Consider the following 20,710-nt stretch of genomic DNA (forward strand, 5'->3'; position numbering starts at 1 on the left):
AGGACGGCAGTAATAGACATAAAAAAATCCGGCTCCATAAGGGGAAACCGGATTGTCCTATGTTCAGAAGATCGGTCAACCGATCCTTAACTGATCAGCATTGCGCTTCGAGCGGGCTTTTTTGTCGGCAAAATTCGGTGCTATCACTCCTTTCTCCCGCGCTGTTTGGTATCCAGAAAGGCGTGTTTTATTCCAACTCAGACTTTGTGGCAATATTGGCCAAGGCCGCAACTAGCAAAACGCAGTGACGCTCAAGTCCGTCCATGGAACGCTCCTTTCTGGAGGTACGATGCCGAGTCCGAAAAACCAAAAGAGGAAGACGTAAACACTCCTTTCGGGGATTGCCGACAGGAAAGGACCCAAAAGCCCACTCAAAGTGGGCTTGTCAGAGTTAATTCGGCATCGGCACGATGACTACTTCAGCATTAGCTCAGCAATCACCGGTACTGGCGCGTTGCCGTAGCTCAGGAAAGTTTCGTTAAAGCGCTTAATTGAATAGTCCTCGCCCCACGCTTGCTTGGCTTTATCGCGTAGTACCAGAATGTCACTGAAACCGGCGTAATAGCTGGTCAATTGCACCTGACTCAGGGTCGCTCGGCGCCATTTGCCTGCCGCCTCTGCCTGTTGCTGGAATGCCTGATTAACCATCAAATCCATCGCCTGCTCTTGCTCCATCCCCAATACCTGAATGCTGTAATCAAGGATAGTGTTGGTGACCACGCGCAAGTTCCACTTGTAATACATCAACCATAGCTCTGGTTCGAAGTCGCCATAGCCTGCTTCGAGCATCATCCGTTCGGCAAATACCGCCCAGCCCTCAATCATCGCACCGTTACGAATAATCGACTTGATCAAGCTTGGTGACTTGTTGGCATAGACCAGCTGCGTGTAGTGGCCGGGAATAGCCTCGTGAATGTTTAGCACTTGCATCAAGTACTGATTGTATTCGCGCAAGAAACTCTCGGCTTGTTCAGCTGGCATTCCGTCTAGCGGCATGACGTTGTAATAGGTATTGGCTTTGGCATCGTAGGGCCCGGGTGCTTGGATTGACGCCACCGCGTAGCCGCGCATGTACTCTGGGGTATGGCGAATCACCAAAGGCTTATCGTCATCCAATGTCATCAAATCGTTCGCTTTGATAAAGGCGATTAGTTCGGGGATTTGCTGCTCAACGGCGGCTTTAAACTCTGCTGGTTTGGCATGTACTTGTGACAAGCGCTCAAGCATTTGACCAATCGCTGCCATTGGCTCTGCGGGCATTGCTTGGTCAGCGAAATACGTCGACCAAAGCTCTGTGGTGAGTTCAGCCATTTTGCCGTGAATCATTTTCTGGTCGGCTAAGGCGCGCTCATAGAGTTGTTTCGCGGTCAGCTGGGATTGAATATCGAAAGCAAATTTTTGCTCGTATACGGTGTCGCCGAGGCGATATACAGGATCGGCGCCTTCAACCTCTGGCAACAGCTCCGTTAGAAAATCAATGTAAGTGGCGACCGCAAGTTGAGCGTCGGACAGACGCTGCTCAAATTGAATTTTCTCAGCCTCAGTCATGTCACTGGCGATAGCCTTTGCTAATAGTTCATCGCCCAAAACGGAAGCCACGCCCTGGTTCTGCTGAATAGCTAAACGGGTTTGGGGAATGGCCGGTTTCGAAACATTGGCTTGAGCTGCCTGATAGTAGGCTGGGACGTGCTCAAGGCGCTTGAGTATCGTGCGAAGGCGCTCTATTTCTGGCTTGTAATTACCATTAACGATTTGGGCGAAACCACCTGCGACATTGTACTCGCTCGGGTCCCACTGCCAGCTCTTGAACGATTCGATTTGCCAAATGCCACGTTTAACGAAGTTCGCCATCAACGACAAATCAGTGCGTTGGTGGTCGGTTAAATCGGTCTCAAGCAGTTGGCTAATGGTTGCTTGTTGCTGTTGCAACCAAGCTAGTTCTTGAGCGCGGCGTTGTGGGTTGGCAATGGGGAGTTGATCATCGTAATCATAGTAGCCAACGTAAAGCGCATATTCGGGGTACAGTTGCCATAATTCAGCAATGAACTGCTCGCTGTATTGCGCTGCTGTCAATGTTGTCTGGTCACTTACTGAGGATGAGTTTGTTACTGAGTTTACTTGATGAATCGTTTGGTCGGTTTGTGCCGGTTGTGAACAACCCGCGAGTAATGCCCAGCTTAACGCTGAAGCGAGGACGGCTTTTTTCATTATTGATGCCTTTTTGAAGCGCTAACGGCTGCTTGATGTTGCCATTGCGTTGTTTGCCTGAACTGTCTGCTGTGCACCGTAACAACCGTCGTTAGGCCTTGCAAGTCGGCGATCCCAATCGCGCTTTTAGCCTTTCAAATCGAGACATAGCCCCACATTTTGCATTGTTTTTTTCATTGTTATCTAAACTTAGTGCTGACCTGATCATGTAGAAGGAGTTACAAGTGTTAGGTAATCATTTTCAGCTTCGCTTGAAGCTCACTCATTTAATTGCTGTTCTTGTCTTTATTCCGCTGCTGATCTTAATCGTGATGCTGGTTCGGGCGGTGTTTACTGCACATCAACAAGTGCAACAAGCACAAGCTCGCCAGAGCATGGTGGCGTTGGTCGCTGCGATGGATGGTGTTGCCCATCAGCATGCGGTCGAAAGGGGACTAACCGCTGGCTTCTTAGGCTCAAAGGGAACCAAGCTACGTGGCGAATTGGCGAGCCAGCGCGGCAAAGCTGACAAGGCCGAGAAAGTGCTGGTCGATTATGCTCAGCAATCGCTGTTGGTCAAGCAGTCGCCTGCAATTGAGAAAGCCATTGTTGGGGTCCAGCGCTTGTTGCGGCAGAAGGGGCGGGTACGGCAATTGGTCGATAGTCTCGACCCCAGCGCTGGGGCGTTTGCATACTATTCCAACTTAAACCGGCAAGCGCTCAATGGCTTGCAAACGGCTATGTTGCAACTGTCCGACCCCAGTTTGGGCAATGAGGTCGAAGGGCTGCGTCTGTTGCTTTGGCTTAAGGAGCGAGCAGGGCAAGCGCGCGGGGCGATGAATGGTGCTTATGCCAGTAAAAAAGTCTCGCCGTTGAAGTTTGCAGATATTCAGTTCTATATTAATGAAATCAATGAGCTACAAAAGCTCATTGATATGCGAATGCCAACACCTTGGTATCAGCAATATCAACAAATCTTGCAACAGAGCGCTTGGCAGCAGGTCGGGCAATTAGAGCAGCAGTTTCTTGCTCAAACCAATCTTAATGCCATTCAGGGACCAGAACCCAGTGTCTGGTTTGGTCTCGCGACTGACCGCATCAAGTTGATTAAGTCTGAGGCCGATCAGCTCAGTCAATTTCTCCTTAGTCATGCCGCGACACAGGCGCAATCGAGTCGACAGTCTTTTTGGTTATATGCCTGCTTGAGCGTGGCGTTAGTGATCATTGTCGTTGCAATCACCAGTGTGACCATGAATTCCACTGCACGTCGGGTGAAAGGGATCCGTCATGTACTGGCAGACGCGGCATTGAACAAAGACCTCAGTGGCCGAACCAAAGAAACCGCAGGTGATGAATTGGGCACCATTGGTGCTTCGGTTGATCAGATGATGACTGAGTTGTCAGATATCATCGAGCGGGTGGTTGAGATCTCGGCAAATACCTCGGCAACCACCGATCAAATCGACAACGCCAGTAATCGCGCTTCAGATTGTACTGCTCAGCACCACAGCAAAACCGATCAGATTGCCTCTGCAATTGCCGAGATGGCGCAGTCGTCCGAAGAAATCGCCGGCTTAACCGAGAAGACCTTTGCGTTGACCGGGGAGGCCGAGCAACGCGGCAGCTTCAGTCAAAATAAAACCTCAGAAGCTCGGCAATCTATTGAGCATTTGGTGGCATCGCTGTCAGAGTCTAATCGTGTGGTGATTGATTTGGCCAAAACGGCAGAAGAAGTATCGGGCATTCTCGATACCATCAGCGGCATCTCAGAGCAGACTAATTTGCTGGCGCTGAACGCCGCGATCGAAGCGGCACGAGCGGGTGAGTTAGGCCGCGGCTTTGCGGTTGTCGCTGATGAGGTGAGAAACTTAGCCACAAAAAGTCAGCAAGCAACCGAAGAAATTCGGGAAGTGATTGGTGCCATACACGATAGTGCGGAGTCAGCGATTGAACATATGAACGCCAGTGTTGAGACGGGTGGGCGATCGATGTCGTTGTTTGATGAATCAATGACGTCGTTACAGCAATTATTTGACGAAATTCAGCAGGTTCGTTCGATGAATGAACAAATCTCCACGGCTGCACAGCAGCAAAGCTGTGTTGCTCAGGAAATCAGTGAGCGGGTCAGCGATGCGGTTGATTACTCGAATCAAACCCTGACGGCCGTTGCCGAAACTAAGCAAATCTCGGTTGAACTGAAGAAAAGTGGCGATGAATTGATTGCCAGAGTGGCGGGGTTTAATACCGCCAGCAACTGACGGTTAATTATTGTGAGTGAGCGTTGGCAGCGTTAACTTCCAGCGAATTGCTGATAGCCGAACGATCAAGGTAACGAGCATGGCGATGGCAACTGAGAAGTGCCATTCGACCGGCAAGTGTTGCAATACAGCGTATGTCAGGGCGCCGGCCAACGATGCGGTGGCATATACCTCACGGCGTAAAATCAGCGGCACCTGGCCCGATAGCAGGTCACGGATCATGCCGCCTGCGACGCCGGTCATGACTCCCATCACCACGGCAACGGTAAGCGATACTTCGGCGTTTAGTGCTCGTGACATACCCATGATGGTAAACAGCGCCAAGCCAAAGGCATCGGCAACATTCAAAATACGATAAGGCCAACCACGTTTTAGCGGCCAAATCATGGTTAGAATGGCTGTCGCAGCAATGACATAGAGGTAGGTAGTATCGTCAATCCAAAATGGCGTAATGCCCAGCAGTAAGTCGCGCAAAGTACCACCGCCAATGGCTGTGACTCCCGCTAAAATCAGGGCGCCAAAGGGATCCATCTGTAATTGCCGAGCGGCCATCGCGCCAGAGATGGCAAAAACAGCAACACCAATTAAATCAAGTAAGTACATCATTTGCGGGGCCGCCAACGGCTTTTGCCAGCTTTGCGTTTTTGCTCATCGCATTTTTGCTCAATTACTTCTAAGTGAATATTGATGGCTTCGGCTGATATTCGAATTTCCCAGACTGATAGCGCCAGCGAATAGGCTAGCATCAACAAACTAATGGCAAACAGTATTGACCCCGAATGTTGATAACCCATGTGAACCAAGAACATGCAAATCACGCAAAACAAAAAACTGCCCACGCCAAACGCCTGCATTTGTTTGATCAAGCTAATGCGACGGCGAAAATTAACCACTTGCCTGACCGTTCGTTCATTGGTTAGGTCGGCCTCAGAAAAAGCTCGAACCACAGTCGCTAGGGTCAAGAAGCGATTGGTGTACGCCAACAACAACAGCGAGATCGCTGGAAATAGTAAAGCGGGCGTGGTCAATGAAAGCTGCATCATGGCGATTGGGTCCAAGTTGTTTTAGCCGGCAAATACTATCCAAAAGGTGTGGCTAACGATGCCGGTCCAGATCAAGCTTAGCAGTAGCGTTAGGTGCCAGTTGACTTGCTGCAGCGCCAACTTGATGTCAACCGCGGTTGGTGGTCGTTGATTGTCAAACCGCGGCCGCTGATATTTGCGGCCATCATAAAGTGCCGGCCCGCCGATATCACAACCCAAACGGTGTTGCGCCGCAGCCAATGTGAACCCTCTTGCCTTGCTGCGGAATTGCCTTGCCAGCGAGAGTTTTAGCCCGGCTTTACGGTGAGTTGTACTGAGCGCCAACCAAGTTGCCCAAGTCAGTTGCGGGATCACATCGAACACCGCGCGAATGGTTTTCAACTGCTTGCCAAAGTGCACTTGCTGTCGTAATAGAGGATGCCATTGGCGAGACAACTGCAGCATTAAGTAATAACCCAATACCCACCAGATGCCGCCGACGGCATACCAAAACAAGGGAGCAAATTGATCATGAAAGCTGCGCAGATAAATTGCTTCAATCGCCGCTTTATTGCTGCCGAGCTCAGAGAGTGTGTCGCAATCGCGTGCTAACCAACTGTTCAATAAGGTTCGGCGCAGTTGCTTTTGCGTTGCAGGGGTATTGGCAAATCGATTTAATTGCCGTGCCATTGGTCGCCACTGCAAGCACAGCGTCAGGAGGACAAACTCTACCAGCCAAGGAAAGGGTGAGGCCGCCAAGGCAAACAGTGGCACTGGGATGGCAAATAGCACCATAATCAAAGTTGCTAACAAGCCTGCGACTGCCTGTTGAGAAGCCGTGCGGTTCGGCTTCAGTACTTTTTGCTGGAGGGCATGGCTTAACCCTTTAATCAGTTGATTGGGATGATAAGCCTGAGGAATCGGCATTAGTCGCTCAGCAACTAATGCCAGAGTCATGACCCACAACCAATCGTAAGTGTGAATCAATAAGGTGCTGACGTAGTCCATCGGGCGGAAGCCAGAGCGCTTGGGTTAAAGCTTAGGCAACATTTGCAAAATGAACTTTGATGAGTGCAGTGCCGCTTGCTCTAAGAATTCGTCAAACGAATGGGACGATTCTTTACCGGCAATATCGGATAGTGCTCGGATCACCACAAAAGGCACCTCAAACTTGTGGCAAACATGGGCAATAGCGGCGGCTTCCATTTCACAAGCGATCATATCGGGGAAGTCTGCACGACATTTGGCTACCCGTTGAGGATCAGCCATGAAAACATCGCCAGTACAAATCAAACCGGTCTTGGCCTGTACATCAGCCATTTCTGCGAAGGTATCTGTGGCCAGCGCCATCAGTTTTGGATCGGCGCTGAATGCGGGTGGCAAAGACGGTAGTTGGCCCATCTCATAACCAAATGCGGTAACGTCAGCATCGTGATAACGAACTTCTGACGACACCACCACGTCACCAACATTCAGGTTTTGATCGAAACCGCCAGCAGAACCTGTGTTGATAATAATATCGGGTTGGAATTCTTCGAGTAATACCGTGGTGCCGATAGCTGCCGCGACCTTACCAATACCACATTGCAACAGCACCACAGAGTGACCGGCTAAGGTGCCGTTATAAAAGGTACCACCGGCGTGGTGGAGAGTGTCACATTGTTCCAGTTGCTCACGCAGGATGGCGACTTCCTGCTCCATTGCGCCAATAATGCCAATTTTCATCGTGATTCGTTTACCGCGTTAAAGTCGCTGCAGTGTACCTTAGGTCAAAGATGTGCGCATGAACTTCATTAGATCGAGCTTAAATTCATCGGGCCGGACGCTGCATTCAATGTCGTCGTTACTGTGATTACTGGCCAGATCAATGTGTTTGATTTCGGTGTGATAACCACCGGTAATGCTGTAGAACGCTGTGACCTTGGGCTTTAATGGTTGGTCAAAGTTGTTCTCAATGACCATGGCTAGTTTATTGCTCTTGAGCTTCACTAAGCTGCCTACCGGGAACACACCAACGCAACGGATCAACTGTTTCATCAAATCGTTGTCGTAGGCATTCGGGGTGCCATTGGTCATGATCTTAAATGCCGTTAATGGCGAAACGGCGTCCTTGTGAGGTCGATCTGAAGTCATCGCATTGTAGCTATCGATTAGCGCAATCATGCGACCATAGATATTGATTTCATCGCCTTGCAGAGCCTCCGGATAACCGGAACCGTCGAGTCGTTCATGATGCAAACGAATCACATCCAATGATTCTGATGCAATACCCGGCATAGAGCTGGCGATTTCAACGCTGTAACCAACATGATGTTTCATTTGCTCGAACTCATCGTGGCTGTATTGCCCCGTTTTATCGAGCACGGCCTCGTCGATATGGGTTTTGCCGACATCATGCAGCAGAGCGCCGACTGCTAGTTTCTCGATGACATCTTGGTCAAATTCCAAATAGCGAGCGAACACACTCATCATAATGGCGCTGTTCAATGAGTGCTGATAAAGGTATTCACGCTTGTTTTTCATCTGGCACATCATCATCAGGGCGTTTTGATCGTTAAACACTGAATCAATGATGCTGCTCGATAGCGACTCTACTTCTTGCAGATTGACTGATTTACCTTTTTTAATGCTTTCAATCATTTGTCGCTGAATGTTCTTGGCGTCATCGTACAACTGCATCGCCGCCTTGACCTTTTCTTCAAAGCTTTGTTTTGGCAGTTGCGGTTCTTCAACGACAGCAGCTGGCGGCGCTTCATCATCTTCGAGTTCACTGCGCTCCGGATCAATCCACACTTTCAAGGCTCCGGATTTTTTCAAGTTCTGAAGGGTGGTTTGTGTCCGAACAATACCTTCAGTTTTGACTCGCAATGCAGCATTGGCCGTTACCACTTTGACGACAAACATGCCGATTTTTAAGTCACTGATCTCTACTTGCTTTAAGTCGTTGGAATGCATGACATTACCTGTTTGGTGACAGTTAGTGACTGTGTTGCCGAACAAGCAACTCGACGGTGGTGGTCGATTCCTGATCGGTGATCATCCACTGACCCTCTTGTTGGGTCAGTGATAAATTCATCGAGCGCTTCACTAACTGAGTGAGTGCGTCGAGCTCATCATCATGAATTTGCAGTATGGTCAAATTTTTCAACGATTCAACTGCTTGCTGATGTTGGGAGTACCAAACTGTTACCGCGTTATCGCCATAGCAAAATAGATGAACTTGCTGGGCTTTGTGGCAAGCTTTTTTGAGTCGTTTGGGGTCGGGTGTACCAAGCTCAACCCATTGCTCTATGGTGCCGTTGTCGTGCAGTTGCCAAAGGTCGGGTTCGTCATCGGTACTCAGCCCTTTGCAAAACTGCAGGTTGTCGTCGGCTAGAACAGCAAACGCCAGTAACCTCAGCATGACCCGTCTGTCGGTCTCCGATGGGTGTTGAGCAATGGTCAGTTGATAGTCCTGATAATGATGACGATCCATGTCGGCAATGGACAAATTGGCTTTCAAAATGGTTGCTTTCAGTGCCATGAGGGTTCGCTAGTTATGTTGGCAGGATAGCCTGAGCCAACAGTGATAGGGCTCAAGTCGTGATACCATTTATTGCTGATTCAACAACAAGTAAGTAGTGCTGGCTGTGATTATACAACCCGATTGGCGCATTTTAACCATTGGCGATGGCGACTTATCGTTTTCTCGCTCGCTGTGGTTGCATCATCAACCCAAGTTCTTATGCGCCACCACTTACGACAGCGTCACAGACATCAAAGCCAAATACGGCCTGCAACACTGGCAATATTTCAAGCAACAACAGCAACAAGGCAAGCCATGCCGCGTCATCAATGATGTTGATCTGACCGCTGCTGATCGCTGGGGCGATATTCCGCAGCAAAGTTTTGACTTGGTGATCTTTCAGTTTCCGCTGTTGCCCGCAATTGGTTCGGCTGAGCAATATCAACAGTTACAGCAAACCATGAGTATCAACACCCTCAATCGTCGGCTTTTGCATCTTTATCTCAAACATTGTTTTGAGTTTTTCCTCGACCCCGAAGGACTGCAACTCGCTTGCATCACCTCCAAAGACGTGAAGCCCTATCGCGACTGGGGATTGGAATACGCCCTTGAACGGCGCTTACCTGGGCAATTTATCGGTGCTTGTGACTTTGATTTAACCCGATTTCCCGGCTATCAGATGCGCAATGTTGATCGCTCCGGGCAAGTTAAAAGTACCGATGCCAGAAGTTTTTATTGGAGCTCGCGAGCACACTCTCAACTTCAAGCATTGCTTGATATGCCGTCATACCTTAAGAGCAATTATTGCCGCATGTGTCGCAGTGGCCCCTTTCTGACCGAAAGCGACTGGCAAGCACATTGTGCAACTAAACGCCATCGTCAATTACAGGCCTTTGAACAGCAATGGGACTACTATTTGAGCAATCACTACAAGTAGCGTGCGGGCGCATCACGTTTTACCGGTTTTGATCGAATGTGATGCTGTAAAGATTGTTTTCCATCAATTAACCTTTGCAACCTTTTGTTAATGTTACGGCAGGATTAGTTGTATCGGTAACATTACCGCTTGTTGTAAATGGTTTTTATCTTTTTGATTTTAATGGATTTGATTTTTTTACAGGGAGAGTTGGAGTATGAACTTGTCGATTAAGCAGCGGTTGATCGTCTACGTCGCCATTATTTGTGGCATCCAAGCCATTGTTGCCATCATTGCTTTCACCAACCTCGCGGTTATTGAAGACCACGTTAAGGGCATTGCTCAACGTGATATCCCTGGCATCTCAATTCTGACGCTGATCACCGAGCATCAACTCGAACAAGAAGTGTTGTTTGAGCAAGGCTTTCGCTATGCCTTAGAAATCGGCAAGGAAGACAATGCAGAGCAAGGATTTAAACGCGCTCGAGATGCCTTCGCTGGCCTCAACAATACCTTGCGTACCGAATTAGAGCAGGGTGAGTTATTGTTTGAGCAAGCGGCTATCTCAGCCACTGAGCAAACCGAAAAAGACGAGTTCAAGTCAGCGCTGCAACAACTTAGAGCCATTCATCATCACCACGATTCGTGGGCCCAACATGCTGAAGCCGTGTTCCAATTACTTGCCCAAAAGCAGTTTCACAAGGCTGAACTTGAAGCGCTGGGAGTCGAGCGTGAAGCGGCGCAATTGACCGATGAAGTAGAGTCATTGCTACATGAAATTGAACGCTTCACTGCCGCTGCGGTTAATTCCATTGAAGAAGAAGCCAGCCATCTAGAAGTGATTGTTGCCGCTTTGGCGGCGATTCAAATTGTAATTGCCATCGTGGTGGCCGGCTTTTTGGTTCGCTTTGTTGCTGGTGGTTTAGGCCGCGCGGAAACAGCGTTGACCAACTTATCTGAAGGTGATTTTGCCACCCCAGTGAAAGCAAATTACGCCGGTGAGATTGGCACCCTATTGCGCCATATGGAGCAGATGCGCCAGCAAGTGGCTGAGCTGTTGCGCCAAGTCAGCAACTCAACCGACGAAGTGAGTGGCGCTTCAACGGCCTTAGCGCACTCCAATGTCTCGGTACAGGAGAATGTCCAGCAGCAAACTGAGCAAACCGAGCAGGTGGCCGTAGCCATTAATGAAATGACGGCCACAGCGACATCCATTGCCGAAAACTCCTCAATGACTCACCAATCGGCCGAGCAAGCCGCAACTCAGTCGAACGAGTCACAGCGTATTAACGAGCAAGCCAATGAGTACACCAGACAGTTGATTATCAGTCTCAGCAATACCGGTGAGGCGCTGACGGAGCTGGACCAAAACACCGGCACCATTACCTCGGTGTTGGATGTGATCAAGAGTATTGCCGAGCAAACCAACTTACTGGCATTGAACGCCGCCATTGAAGCCGCGCGTGCTGGTGAGCAGGGCCGTGGCTTTGCCGTAGTGGCTGATGAAGTCAGACACTTGGCGCAGCGAACCCAAGAGTCGACCGCTGAAATTGAAACCATGATTGAGAAATTCAAGCATGGCTCTTCGCAAGCTGTATCAAGCATGGGGCAAAGTCAGGAACTTGGTGAGAAAACCATTGCTGCATCAGAGCAAGCGTCAGAGCTCATGGTTGAGGTCAACGACTTGATTACCAGTTTGAACGACATGAATCTGCAAGTGGCCAGTGCCGCTGAGCAGCAAAGCTCTGTGGTTGAAGAGTTAAGTCAAAACATTGAAGCGGTTAAGGTATCTGCCGAGCGAAACACCGCCGAGGTCAGCACCGTAGCAGCCACCAGTGAAGAATTGAGCACTACTGCAACCAACCTCAAGGCGTTAGTGCATCAGTTCAAGCTAGACCAAAGCAATTCGGCAAATGGCTTGCTCACCCCCGAACAACAGCAGGCACCGAACTTCACTGAGCAAAGTAGCGGGTTGTATCAATCGGCCTAGCTCTACAGCCATCTGATTGTTGACGCAAAGCGCCGTTGGTTTCAATCTTTGTTGACCCAACCGGCGCTCTGGTTTTATGGTCGATGACCGTTCTATTCAAGTGCATGGATGCCAATGAAAACAAGCTTTCAATTGCTTATTGTCGTGCTCATCGCTTCGGCTTTTTCGCCGCTGAAAACCGCTTGCGCAAGTGACATTGAAGCAATTACAACTAACCTGCTGCCGAAAGTAAGGCTCTCTTCTAAAACATATGCGCCAAAGACGTTGCGTCAACGAATGGCGGAACAACACGTTCAGGGCATGAGCGTAGCTGTTATCAAAAACTACCGAATAGAATGGGCAGAAGGGTTTGGTCTTGCCAACGCTAAGAGCAGCGCCAAAGTTTCTCGTCACACCAAATTTCAAGCGGCCTCCATTAGCAAGCCAATTGCGGCGCTGGCGGCATTAAAACTGGCGGACCAAGGGCTGGTGGATTTAGACACGGATATCAATAACTACCTTAGCGCTTGGCAGTTGAACTACGAATCTTTCAGTACGGATCAGAAAGTCACGTTAAGGCATATATTGAGCCATACGTCTGGATTAACGGTGGATGGTTTTCCTGGTTATCAACGAGGTTCGGTATATCCGTCTGATATCGAAATACTGAATGGCCAAGGTAATACCGCGCCGGTAACTTTAGGAACTGCTCCCGGCAAGGAAATGCGCTATTCGGGAGGTGCATACACGGTAATGGAGCTGTTGATTGAAGACGTTGCGAAACAAAGTTTCGACTCCTACATGGCGCAACAAATCCTTGGGCCGCTAGGGATGAAGCAAAGTACCTTCGCACAGCCCTTACCGAAACAACAATGGCCTCAAGTGAGTGCCGCATTCGATGCCCAAGGTAAACAATTAGAAGGCGACTGGCACGGCTATCCAGAGCAGGCTGCCGCTGGACTTTGGACCACACCCACAGACTTAGCAAAGTACATAATAGCCGTGCAGAATGCAGTGGCGAAACGGCAACAAACCATACTGCAAGCACCCTCAGTCAAACAAATGCTAACACCGCAAATCGGCGGCTGGGGCCTAGGACCCAACCTAAGCGAAACCAACAGCGGACAAGTTTTTAAGCACAGCGGTAAGAACGCCGGATTCACCAACGAGTTCATCGCCTATTCAGCGACAGGAGATGGGCTGGTCATCATGGCTAACTCCGATGGCGCAGGACCAGTTATCGAAGAGCTTAAACTGGCAATATCAGCACACTATGGTTGGGATTTAGCAGAAGCGATGGTTATCGAACCCTCATCTCTCAACAACAAGTTCGAAGTCGCTATCGCTGGCGATTATGTGTTTGAGCAAGACGCCAACTTAGTTATGAGTATTTCTAAAGCCGCAGACACATACCAAGTTCATGATCGGACCAACAACGAGCGATTCTATTTTGTGCCAACAAACTCCGATGAACTGACCAATATTGAAAGCGGCAGTAGAATCAAGTTAACAACAAATGAAGCAGGGCAACTAAGCGGCTTTGTCTGGGCTGGACGTTACCGGTTTTTAAAACAGCAATGAGAAGATAGCTGATGATGAAGGGGGGAATTGGTTAAAATGGAATTGCCCCAAAACGTGTTTCTCTCACCGCTAGATAAGAAAATGAGACAACTTCAAACCACGAGTCCCATCAATAATGTGACTTTGCTCAAGTTGCATTTTGCTCTAAAAAAGCACAGTGCAACTGCATAGTACTCTTGAAAATCAAGATCTAAATCAATCAACAGTCAGTTGTCGTTGATCTTGAAAGGCTGTGGCGTACACTGGAACAAAACGAAGGGATTCAATCAATTATACCTATCCGGCGAGGAACGCGAAAAGCGTGATAGGTATACCTTGTCTGAAAACCCTCCAAATATCCATATAGGGATACATGTATACCTACTAAGAGTTGAGTGCCTACAAGGAAGCTCATGGACGAGATTACCAAATATCACGAATTAGCCAAAGATGCCGGAAATAGGTTGCGAGCATATATTTTGTCTGTTTCATCAGGTGCTACGGGCATCTTCTTTTTGGCGCTAACAAAAACCGACAAAGCCCCTCTTTCTTGTTCAGAAAAGTGGCTACTTTCAATTGCGCTTGCTTCCTTTGTTTTAACAGTATTTTTGTGTCTTTATGAGTTGCGAATTGATGCTCAGCGCTTCTTTTCTTTAGCCAAAGAGCTTGGTAAACCAAAGGATAAACAAAGCTGGGATAAAAATGAGCAATTCAAAAATATACGGTATTGGCTTATTCATATGTCCTATGTGACATTAGGTGTTGCTATTGTCTCTACAAGTTTATATTTGACCTCAAAGATCGTAGGCAGTTAACAAAATGTTCACGTAGGGCGCCAAAACTACGCGGAGATCTAGTTTTGGTGCTTCGCAAGTTTAACCCTAAATCCCCACTACATTTTGTCCCCTAACAAGGAGTTAGGCCACATGAATTATGACAACGGAGGTAATTATGAATGATGTGAGTGTAGGAAAGAAAAAGGCAGGAGGGCTCTTTAACCTTGTTGCTGAATTAAGTGTTGTGCAGTCATTTATCATCACAGTTGTCGCGGTACTTTTCCCAACTCTGAAAAACATTGATGTCATATCTCAAATCAAAGCTTGGGAGCTGGATGGTCTTTTTGTCTATCAGATTGCCTTCGCAGTATTAGCAACACTGTCGGCATTTTTGATCTTATATATGGTCAGTGTGCTGGCAACATCTGATAAGGCCTGCACTGTATTCAAAAAATATTTTTTCTATACGTTAACTTGTTTGTTGATCTTTGTTCTTTCGTTGAGTTTAAGAGAGTTCTATGCCCCTACATCGTCATTTACATCTTACTTTCTTGGTAAAGAGTTAAACGTAAACTATAGCCTTGTACAAAATGAAGCAGGGATAACATTCGAGGTTGTTACCTGCTCTAAGTCTGGACGTTTGATTAAATGTAATCTTGAAGTAAGCAATGTGACCAGTGATGACATGAATGTTGGAAGGTTTGATCGTGTAAGCCTCTATGACCAAAACAATAATCAAGGAAATAGAGAAAAAGTCATCTTTGATGGCAAAAATGTAGGAAGGTGGGACAAAATTCATTTAACCAAAAAATCTTCAACCAAGTTGAGCCTCTATTTCAATATGTCAGATAAAGCATCCGCTGAGTTGGTCAAAAAACTTGATATAAACTTCCATTATTTTGGAAACGATAGGCGTGTGACCTTCAGAAATTTAGAGCTGACAATGGATGGCTAATGTGGTCTAACAAGGGTAATCAGGATGCTCGTTACACTCGCCGGACCGGGCTGCGCCCGGCCCGCTGTTACTGGCGTTAGGTTGCATGAGAAACTAAGAGTCCTTATGAGAAAGTCTGTAATTATTTTCATTGTTTCTATAACGCTAATTATTATTACGTTTGCTATTTTATATTATTGTGCCCCAGTTGGTTCATTTGAATCAAAGCTTAGTGTCGTCGAAGCAATTTACTTTAGCTTTATCACTATAACAACTCTTGGTTATGATGATATAGTGCCAGGTTCAGATCCGATTCGATTACTTGTCTCCTTGCAGTACATTTTGGGCTTGGTTGCTATTGGATTATTCATAAATTCAGTTTGGGGAAGTTATTGAGAGCGTCAAGAGGAAATTAGAATCAAAGAAGTTAATCGCCAACTCTCTTTAAAAAACAAAGTTAAGCTTTATCAATATATAAGAACTCTCGATTGGGTTTTTTCTGATTATCAGAAATCATTTTACGAAGTCACAACTCCCGCGGTAAATAGAGTGCGAGGTGAGCAGTTTAAATCAGACTTCAAAGAAAAGCACTTGATTGGTATGTTTGATATCTCTCTCAACTATAACTCAGGCTACCGACATTCAATTGATTTCTTTTTTCACTGTGAAAAATTAGTAGCAGATAAGCTAGAGTTTATTGTCGCCAACTTTGATTTGTCAGATAATAAGAATCTATGGGATTCTATTATAAAACTGCTATCCGATATTAACTCAAATCTTTCCAAGGGAAACCTAGAGCTCTATAGTCAGTCCTTTCCAAATAGTGAGTTAGCACTAAAGGTATTAAAACAATTAAAAGAGCACAATGATGGTGACCAATTCTTGGAATCATATGACAATATACTTGATCCCATACTCATCTTTGGGACAAGCCTACCTGGAAAATGGGAATCCGTGCAGGAAATAAAGGCAAGCATAGAGCACGTGAATACAGCCTAACAATCAAATCCAGAGAGAAAACCAAAAGCCTCGCTGCGCTCGAAACAGCTTTTGGTTTCCCCTGATTTAGAGCGGTAACTTCCAACCACTAACACGTTTATGTCCAAAAACGAGTTAACCCAACTCACCAAACAAAACGCCCAGCTACTGCTGGGCGTTGTTGTCTTCTGGTTTCACCAGAATGCATTTGCTGAAATTACTTTGCTGGGATCAGAATATCCATTAGCTCTGGCATAGGTTCTAATGTTTCATCAACCAGCGGGAAGTCGTTTTTATAGTTCCAGTGGGCCCAGGCAATATCGTGTTCATCGAAGATGCTAATCATATCGCGATACCACTGTTGGCGAAGTGCTAACTCAGTGGTTGGAAAAGCGCCGAACTCACCACAATAAAGCTTCAATCCGGCTTTGTTGGCTACCTCTACTGCTTGGGCGATGTGTTTGAACATGATGTCGCGATCAAATTCACCATTGGCGCCACGTAATTGTTCGGCAAGTTTGGCTGGTATGTTTGCCAAGTCGTCATCAGCAATGGTTTGTCCTGGGTAGTGCACTGGGCCGTGATAGTCCTTGGTGAAGGTCCATGGCGATTCATAATGGGTGAAGTTAAACGGCGTGTAGTAGTGGAAGCTTAGAATGATGTTGGGGTCGTTCTGAGGGATCTGCAACGCGGCAAAGGTTTCGACTTGTTGCCAGCGGTTGGAGCCCATAATGATGGTGCGGTTTGGCTCTAGCTTGCGGATCTCGGCAACCACCCAATTAATCAGCTTGTTCCAATCGTCATTGTTGTTGGCAACCGCTTCGTTGAGTGGCTCGTAGGCAACCCGATCGATAGGGTATTGCTTGAGCTCCGCCGACAGCGCTTGCCATGATTTAATAAACTGCTGTTGAGCGGCTTTGTCGGTCCAGATCTTTTGTGAATCTGGGCGGTTAAAGTGGTGTGCTCGCAGCACATGCAAATCAACAATTACGTTGAGGTTGTGTTTCAAACCCCATTGCACGCCGTTGTGCAGCAACTCAAATGCTTGTTCATCACGATTGCCTTCCTCGTCCCACAAGTGCTCTTCGTCTACCGGCAGTCGCACGTGGTCAAAACCCATGGCGGCAATGCGCTTGAAGTCGTGCTCTTGCATATACTGCTGGCGCTCCTCGCCACGTTTGTCGGATTGTGAGATCCAATGACTAGCATTCACGCCACGATCGAGACTGAAGTTATTGGCAATGTACTGTGGTTGGTCTGGCTGCGCGGCCGTTGATTCCTTGGTTGAATCTGAGCATCCGCTGAGTAAACCGAAACAAGCAAGCCATGCAAGGGTTAAGGAACGGATAACTGACATATCTGAGTGTCCTTTAGTTGATAATGAAAGCGTTTGCATTGTGGTCTTATTGGCTTCGATTTGATACCTCATTTGTGCTCAAATGTGAGGCTGGTAACAATGTTGTTGTCAAACGGACAATAACATTGTTTGGCTCAAGGCAGAGTCACTTATTGAATGATCAAGCAACTAAGGTTTTTAACTGGTGAGCTAGTCGAAGTAGCTCGATGCCTTTGATGATATCCCAATTCATTAGTGCGACTAGGCCATGCATGATGATCAGAATGCGCTGATAAGCCTGAGGTTGAGCTTCAACATCGCGCTGAGCGGCGCCAAAGCCGAGCTTGTCATAGGTCATGAGCAGCTCAACGGAATACTCCTCGGGAGTCCGCTGTCTTGATTTAGGCTCATAGCCTAATTCCCGAATCACGGCTTCAGCTAGGGTCCAGACGGACCACGGATTTTGCCCAGTGATGAGCTTGCCATCTTGGCTTACTTGCTCCAAGTAACGGGTTCCTGGCTGAAACTTGGCACCGCGTAATTCGATTTTGTCTTGTAGTAAAAACGAGAAGATCTGCTGAGCATCGGGAATCAAAAACAGTTCTTCTTCGTTGGTAAATGCACTCACTTTTTTGTTGGCCAGTAACCATTCGCCATTATCGAGTTTGACGTTAACCAACGCCGCAGGGCCATGACAAACGGCACTCACCACACGCTCATTCTGGTACATGGTTTTGGCGATGTACTGGATACTGCTGTTGTCGGGAAAGTCGAACATGGTGCCTTTGCCGCCAACAAAATACACCGCCTCGTAATCAAGGGGTTTCACCTCGGCTAATGGAATCGACTGGGCGACGCGAGCCAGCACGGCCTTATCGTTAAGAAAAGCGTAGTCAAATGCGCCCATGTCCTCGCCATCAATCACCATCGGTGGCTCGCCACCTTGTGGGCTTGCAATATCTACCTCAAAGCCATTGGCGGTGAACACCCAGTAGGCGCGCGCGAGTTCGGTCAGCTCATAGCCAGTGCTTTTACCACTATCACCCATCTGCTCGATGCTTGTGACCACTGCCAGAATCTTGCCTCGGTACTCGGGTACGTTGTCGCTGAGGTAGCTCAGATCGCTGGCTTGGGTTTGCTTCAGTGATTCGAAGTAAGACTTGTCAGGTACCAGCCCTTTCAACCAGGACCAAGCACAGTAGAGTGCGACGACCAACCCGAGTAATGCGATGACAATTTTCTTAATCATTTGCTGTCTCCAACCTTTGTATTTGTTGCAGAAAGCATATGAAGCGGCAGGTGAATTCAGAGTGAAATATTGATAGAAAAATAGCTGTTAGAGCGTTGTAGCTGGTGTTGCCAGCCAAGGGCATCAATGATCCGAGTCACCAAGTACAAGCCTTGTCCGATGCCTTTACTTTGTTGGCTTTTGACTCCCGATTTCATAATGTCATCAGTGAGTTGCTCGCTGGTGAGATTATGAAACTGTAAATGCTGATCGTGTCCCTTGAGCCACAGTCGTTTGTCGCTGCCATGGGTAATGGCGTTATTAATGAGGTTCGTCAGTAACAGTTGCAGCAAACTTGGGTTGGCCTCAACTGCAAAGTCATCGGCCATATTGATTTGCAAATCAAATTCCACCCCAGCGGCAATGACACAATTCATTGCGGTCTGCTCTACCATTGGCTTCAGTAAACAGCGCTCGCTTGCCAGTGTTTCGCGCCGAGCCAAAGCCAACAACACATCAATGGTGTGTTGCATCTCTTGCCCTGCTTGCTTTAACCGAGTGAGATCGTCGGGCTCAAAGCCGCGCTGCTGGGCTAATGCAACTGTATTGTGCAATACCGTGAGTGGCGTGCGGAGTTCATGGCTGACATCGGTACTGAAGTCTTTTTCCCGTTGCAAAGACTGTTTTAGGTCGCTTAAGGCTTGTGTCACTGTGCGTGACAAGTAGCCCAGCTCGTATTTGGATTGTGGCAGCGGCTTACCCGCTTTCATGGCGGCAATCATCGCCATCACTGGTTTGACGGTCAGGCCCGCCATTTTATAGGCCAGCAGTACGGCAATGATCAGCGTTAGTGCCAAACCCCAAGCAAAGGTTTCGAAGATACCGAGGGTTTTGGTCACGGTTAGCAGTGATGATACTTCGGCCAACAGGTAGCCGGTGTCGCCGTTGTTTAGGTGCAGCTCTTGGATATGGAAATGCTCTTCGCCGGGAGCGAATATCTCATTGTCATCAATGCCTTGAGATAACGCGCTAATGACAAATTGGGGTAATTCCGATTGGTTTTGATAGAGCTGAATGAAATCCATTCGAGGGGTGGGCAGCTCGCCGGTTATGGCGTATTGCTGCTCGACATGGTTAGCTTCAAACTGCAGCAAACGATAGATAATGTTGTCTTCAACGACAAACGAGGCAACCACAGCTAAACCCAAATAGAGTAAGGTTAAGCCAACGGCAAAACTGACAAATAGCGCAACGGCCTGATGTTTGATACTACGAATGAGGGTCATTGTGGCAACTCCAGTCGGTAGCCTAGGTTCATCACGGTTTTTAGCATTGGGTAGGCAAATGGTTTGTCGAGCGCTTGCCTGAGCGAATAGATATGTGACTTTAGGGCGTCGCTATCTGGTGGCGAGTCGCCCCATATTTTGTGCATGATCAATGAACGTGCGACCGGCTGTGGGTGGCTTTGCGCCAGCAAGGTCAGTAGTTGAAAGCCAACACTGGTGAGGGTGAGTGATTGTCCGTCGCGTCGTGCGGTTTGGCTGGTGATATCCAACTCCAAAGGGCCAAGCTCAATGACTTGCGATTGATGCAAGGTGTTGCGGCGGGCCAATGCCTGACAACGCAGTACCAGTTCGCGCAAGTCGACCGGTTTGGTGAGGTAGTCATCGGCGCCCTGATGAAATCCGGCCGACTTATCATCAAAGCTATCGCGTGCGGTTAACATCAAAATCGGCGGGTTGACGGAGGCTTGTGATTTGATTGCTTGGCAGACCTGCAAGCCATCGATGTCGGGTAAGTTGAGATCGAGCAGTATCACATCAAAGATCTGATTTAACGCCAGCTCGATACCGAGTTTTCCATTGGCCGCGTAATCAACCTGACATTGATGGCTCGATAAGAACTCAATAATTTGGCTGGCAATAGTGGTGTTATCTTCAATCAGCAGTATCTTCAATGTAAGGCCCTCATCAACCAAGAGTCGCCACTTTAGTATCAGGCAGGTGAAACGGAAGTGAAATTTTTCCGAAGTTATCGCATC

At 47.9% G+C, this 20,710-nt stretch carries 19 protein-coding genes; 8 read left to right on the top strand and 11 right to left on the bottom strand.

The features are described 5' to 3' along the window. Window positions 1-414: 414 nt before the first annotated feature. Window positions 415-2,208 (bottom strand): DUF885 domain-containing protein, encoded by a 1,794-nt coding sequence (locus CBE68_RS16535; RefSeq protein WP_087507213.1) that lies wholly within the window; start codon window positions 2,206-2,208, stop codon window positions 415-417. Between the two features lie 224 nt (window positions 2,209-2,432). On the opposite strand from CBE68_RS16535, the gene CBE68_RS16540 reads away from it, so the two are divergent. Continuing rightward, window positions 2,433-4,445: a methyl-accepting chemotaxis protein gene (locus CBE68_RS16540; RefSeq protein ID WP_087507214.1), complete on the top strand. Its 2,013-nt coding sequence runs from the start codon at window positions 2,433-2,435 to the stop codon at window positions 4,443-4,445. Between the two features lie 3 nt (window positions 4,446-4,448). Here the strand turns inward: CBE68_RS16540 and CBE68_RS16545 are convergent, their stop codons facing one another. From CBE68_RS16545 to CBE68_RS16570, 6 genes are read right to left on the bottom strand one after another with little or no spacing between them, the layout of a single operon-like run. Next, window positions 4,449-5,051: a trimeric intracellular cation channel family protein gene (locus CBE68_RS16545; protein ID WP_087507215.1), complete on the bottom strand. Its 603-nt coding sequence runs from the start codon at window positions 5,049-5,051 to the stop codon at window positions 4,449-4,451. After that, window positions 5,048-5,485 carry a DUF2721 domain-containing protein gene (locus CBE68_RS16550; RefSeq protein ID WP_087507252.1) on the bottom strand — a complete coding sequence of 146 codons (438 nt, stop codon included), beginning with the start codon at window positions 5,483-5,485 and terminating at the stop codon, window positions 5,048-5,050. Before CBE68_RS16550 ends, CBE68_RS16545 begins: the two co-directional genes overlap by 4 nt. Before the next feature lie 24 nt (window positions 5,486-5,509). Continuing rightward, complete coding sequence (locus CBE68_RS16555) at window positions 5,510-6,475, bottom strand: cobalamin biosynthesis protein CobD/CbiB (RefSeq protein ID WP_087507216.1); 966 nt, start codon at window positions 6,473-6,475, stop codon at window positions 5,510-5,512. 24 nt (window positions 6,476-6,499) lie between these two features. Continuing rightward, window positions 6,500-7,192 (bottom strand): 5'-methylthioadenosine/S-adenosylhomocysteine nucleosidase, encoded by a 693-nt coding sequence (gene mtnN, locus CBE68_RS16560; protein ID WP_087507217.1) that lies wholly within the window; start codon window positions 7,190-7,192, stop codon window positions 6,500-6,502. 39 nt (window positions 7,193-7,231) lie between these two features. After that, window positions 7,232-8,422, bottom strand: a complete 1,191-nt coding sequence (locus tag CBE68_RS16565) for an HD-GYP domain-containing protein (protein ID WP_087507218.1) — start codon at window positions 8,420-8,422, stop codon at window positions 7,232-7,234. Window positions 8,423-8,444: 22 nt separating this feature from the next. Further along, a complete protein-coding gene (locus CBE68_RS16570; protein ID WP_087507219.1) occupies window positions 8,445-8,990 on the bottom strand; it encodes a YaeQ family protein in 546 nt (181 codons plus the stop codon). Window positions 8,991-9,096: 106 nt separating this feature from the next. Between CBE68_RS16570 and CBE68_RS16575 the strand changes: the two genes are divergently transcribed. From CBE68_RS16575 to CBE68_RS16605, 7 genes are all read left to right on the top strand, one after another. Continuing rightward, a complete protein-coding gene (locus CBE68_RS16575; RefSeq protein WP_158100644.1) occupies window positions 9,097-9,909 on the top strand; it encodes a Rossmann-like fold-containing protein in 813 nt (270 codons plus the stop codon). Between the two features lie 196 nt (window positions 9,910-10,105). Continuing rightward, entirely contained in the window at window positions 10,106-11,878 is a 1,773-nt protein-coding gene (locus CBE68_RS16580) for a HAMP domain-containing methyl-accepting chemotaxis protein (RefSeq protein WP_087507221.1), read from the top strand. Window positions 11,879-11,992: 114 nt separating this feature from the next. Continuing rightward, window positions 11,993-13,438: a serine hydrolase domain-containing protein gene (locus tag CBE68_RS16585; RefSeq protein ID WP_158100645.1), complete on the top strand. Its 1,446-nt coding sequence runs from the start codon at window positions 11,993-11,995 to the stop codon at window positions 13,436-13,438. A 392-nt stretch (window positions 13,439-13,830) separates the two neighbouring features. Next, on the top strand, window positions 13,831-14,232 hold the full coding sequence (locus CBE68_RS16590; protein ID WP_087507223.1) for a hypothetical protein: 402 nt from the start codon (window positions 13,831-13,833) through the stop codon (window positions 14,230-14,232). A gap of 136 nt (window positions 14,233-14,368) precedes the next feature. Next, the gene (locus CBE68_RS16595) at window positions 14,369-15,148 is read left to right on the top strand and encodes a hypothetical protein (RefSeq protein ID WP_143824605.1); all 780 of its coding nucleotides are present in this window, start codon (window positions 14,369-14,371) and stop codon (window positions 15,146-15,148) included. A gap of 105 nt (window positions 15,149-15,253) precedes the next feature. Beyond that, complete coding sequence (locus tag CBE68_RS16600) at window positions 15,254-15,523, top strand: potassium channel family protein (RefSeq protein ID WP_158100646.1); 270 nt, start codon at window positions 15,254-15,256, stop codon at window positions 15,521-15,523. A gap of 153 nt (window positions 15,524-15,676) precedes the next feature. Beyond that, window positions 15,677-16,126, top strand: a complete 450-nt coding sequence (locus tag CBE68_RS16605) for a hypothetical protein (RefSeq protein ID WP_087507226.1) — start codon at window positions 15,677-15,679, stop codon at window positions 16,124-16,126. Between the two features lie 196 nt (window positions 16,127-16,322). On the opposite strand, the gene CBE68_RS16610 is transcribed toward CBE68_RS16605, so the two are convergent. The 4 genes from CBE68_RS16610 to CBE68_RS16625 form a co-directional block, all read right to left on the bottom strand. Then, a complete protein-coding gene (locus CBE68_RS16610) occupies window positions 16,323-17,462 on the bottom strand; it encodes a glycoside hydrolase family 5 protein (protein ID WP_158100647.1) in 1,140 nt (379 codons plus the stop codon). A gap of 160 nt (window positions 17,463-17,622) precedes the next feature. Further along, a complete protein-coding gene (locus tag CBE68_RS16615) occupies window positions 17,623-18,690 on the bottom strand; it encodes a type 1 glutamine amidotransferase domain-containing protein (protein WP_087507228.1) in 1,068 nt (355 codons plus the stop codon). A 56-nt stretch (window positions 18,691-18,746) separates the two neighbouring features. Next, window positions 18,747-19,955 (bottom strand): sensor histidine kinase, encoded by a 1,209-nt coding sequence (locus tag CBE68_RS16620; RefSeq protein WP_087507229.1) that lies wholly within the window; start codon window positions 19,953-19,955, stop codon window positions 18,747-18,749. Continuing rightward, on the bottom strand, window positions 19,952-20,626 hold the full coding sequence (locus tag CBE68_RS16625) for a response regulator transcription factor (protein WP_229744788.1): 675 nt from the start codon (window positions 20,624-20,626) through the stop codon (window positions 19,952-19,954). The genes CBE68_RS16620 and CBE68_RS16625 overlap by 4 nt, the downstream gene beginning before the upstream one ends. Between the last annotated feature and the right edge of the window lie 84 nt (window positions 20,627-20,710).

Source organism: Neiella marina, assembly GCF_002165625.1.
Taxonomy (GTDB): Bacteria; Pseudomonadota; Gammaproteobacteria; order Enterobacterales; family Neiellaceae; genus Neiella; species Neiella marina.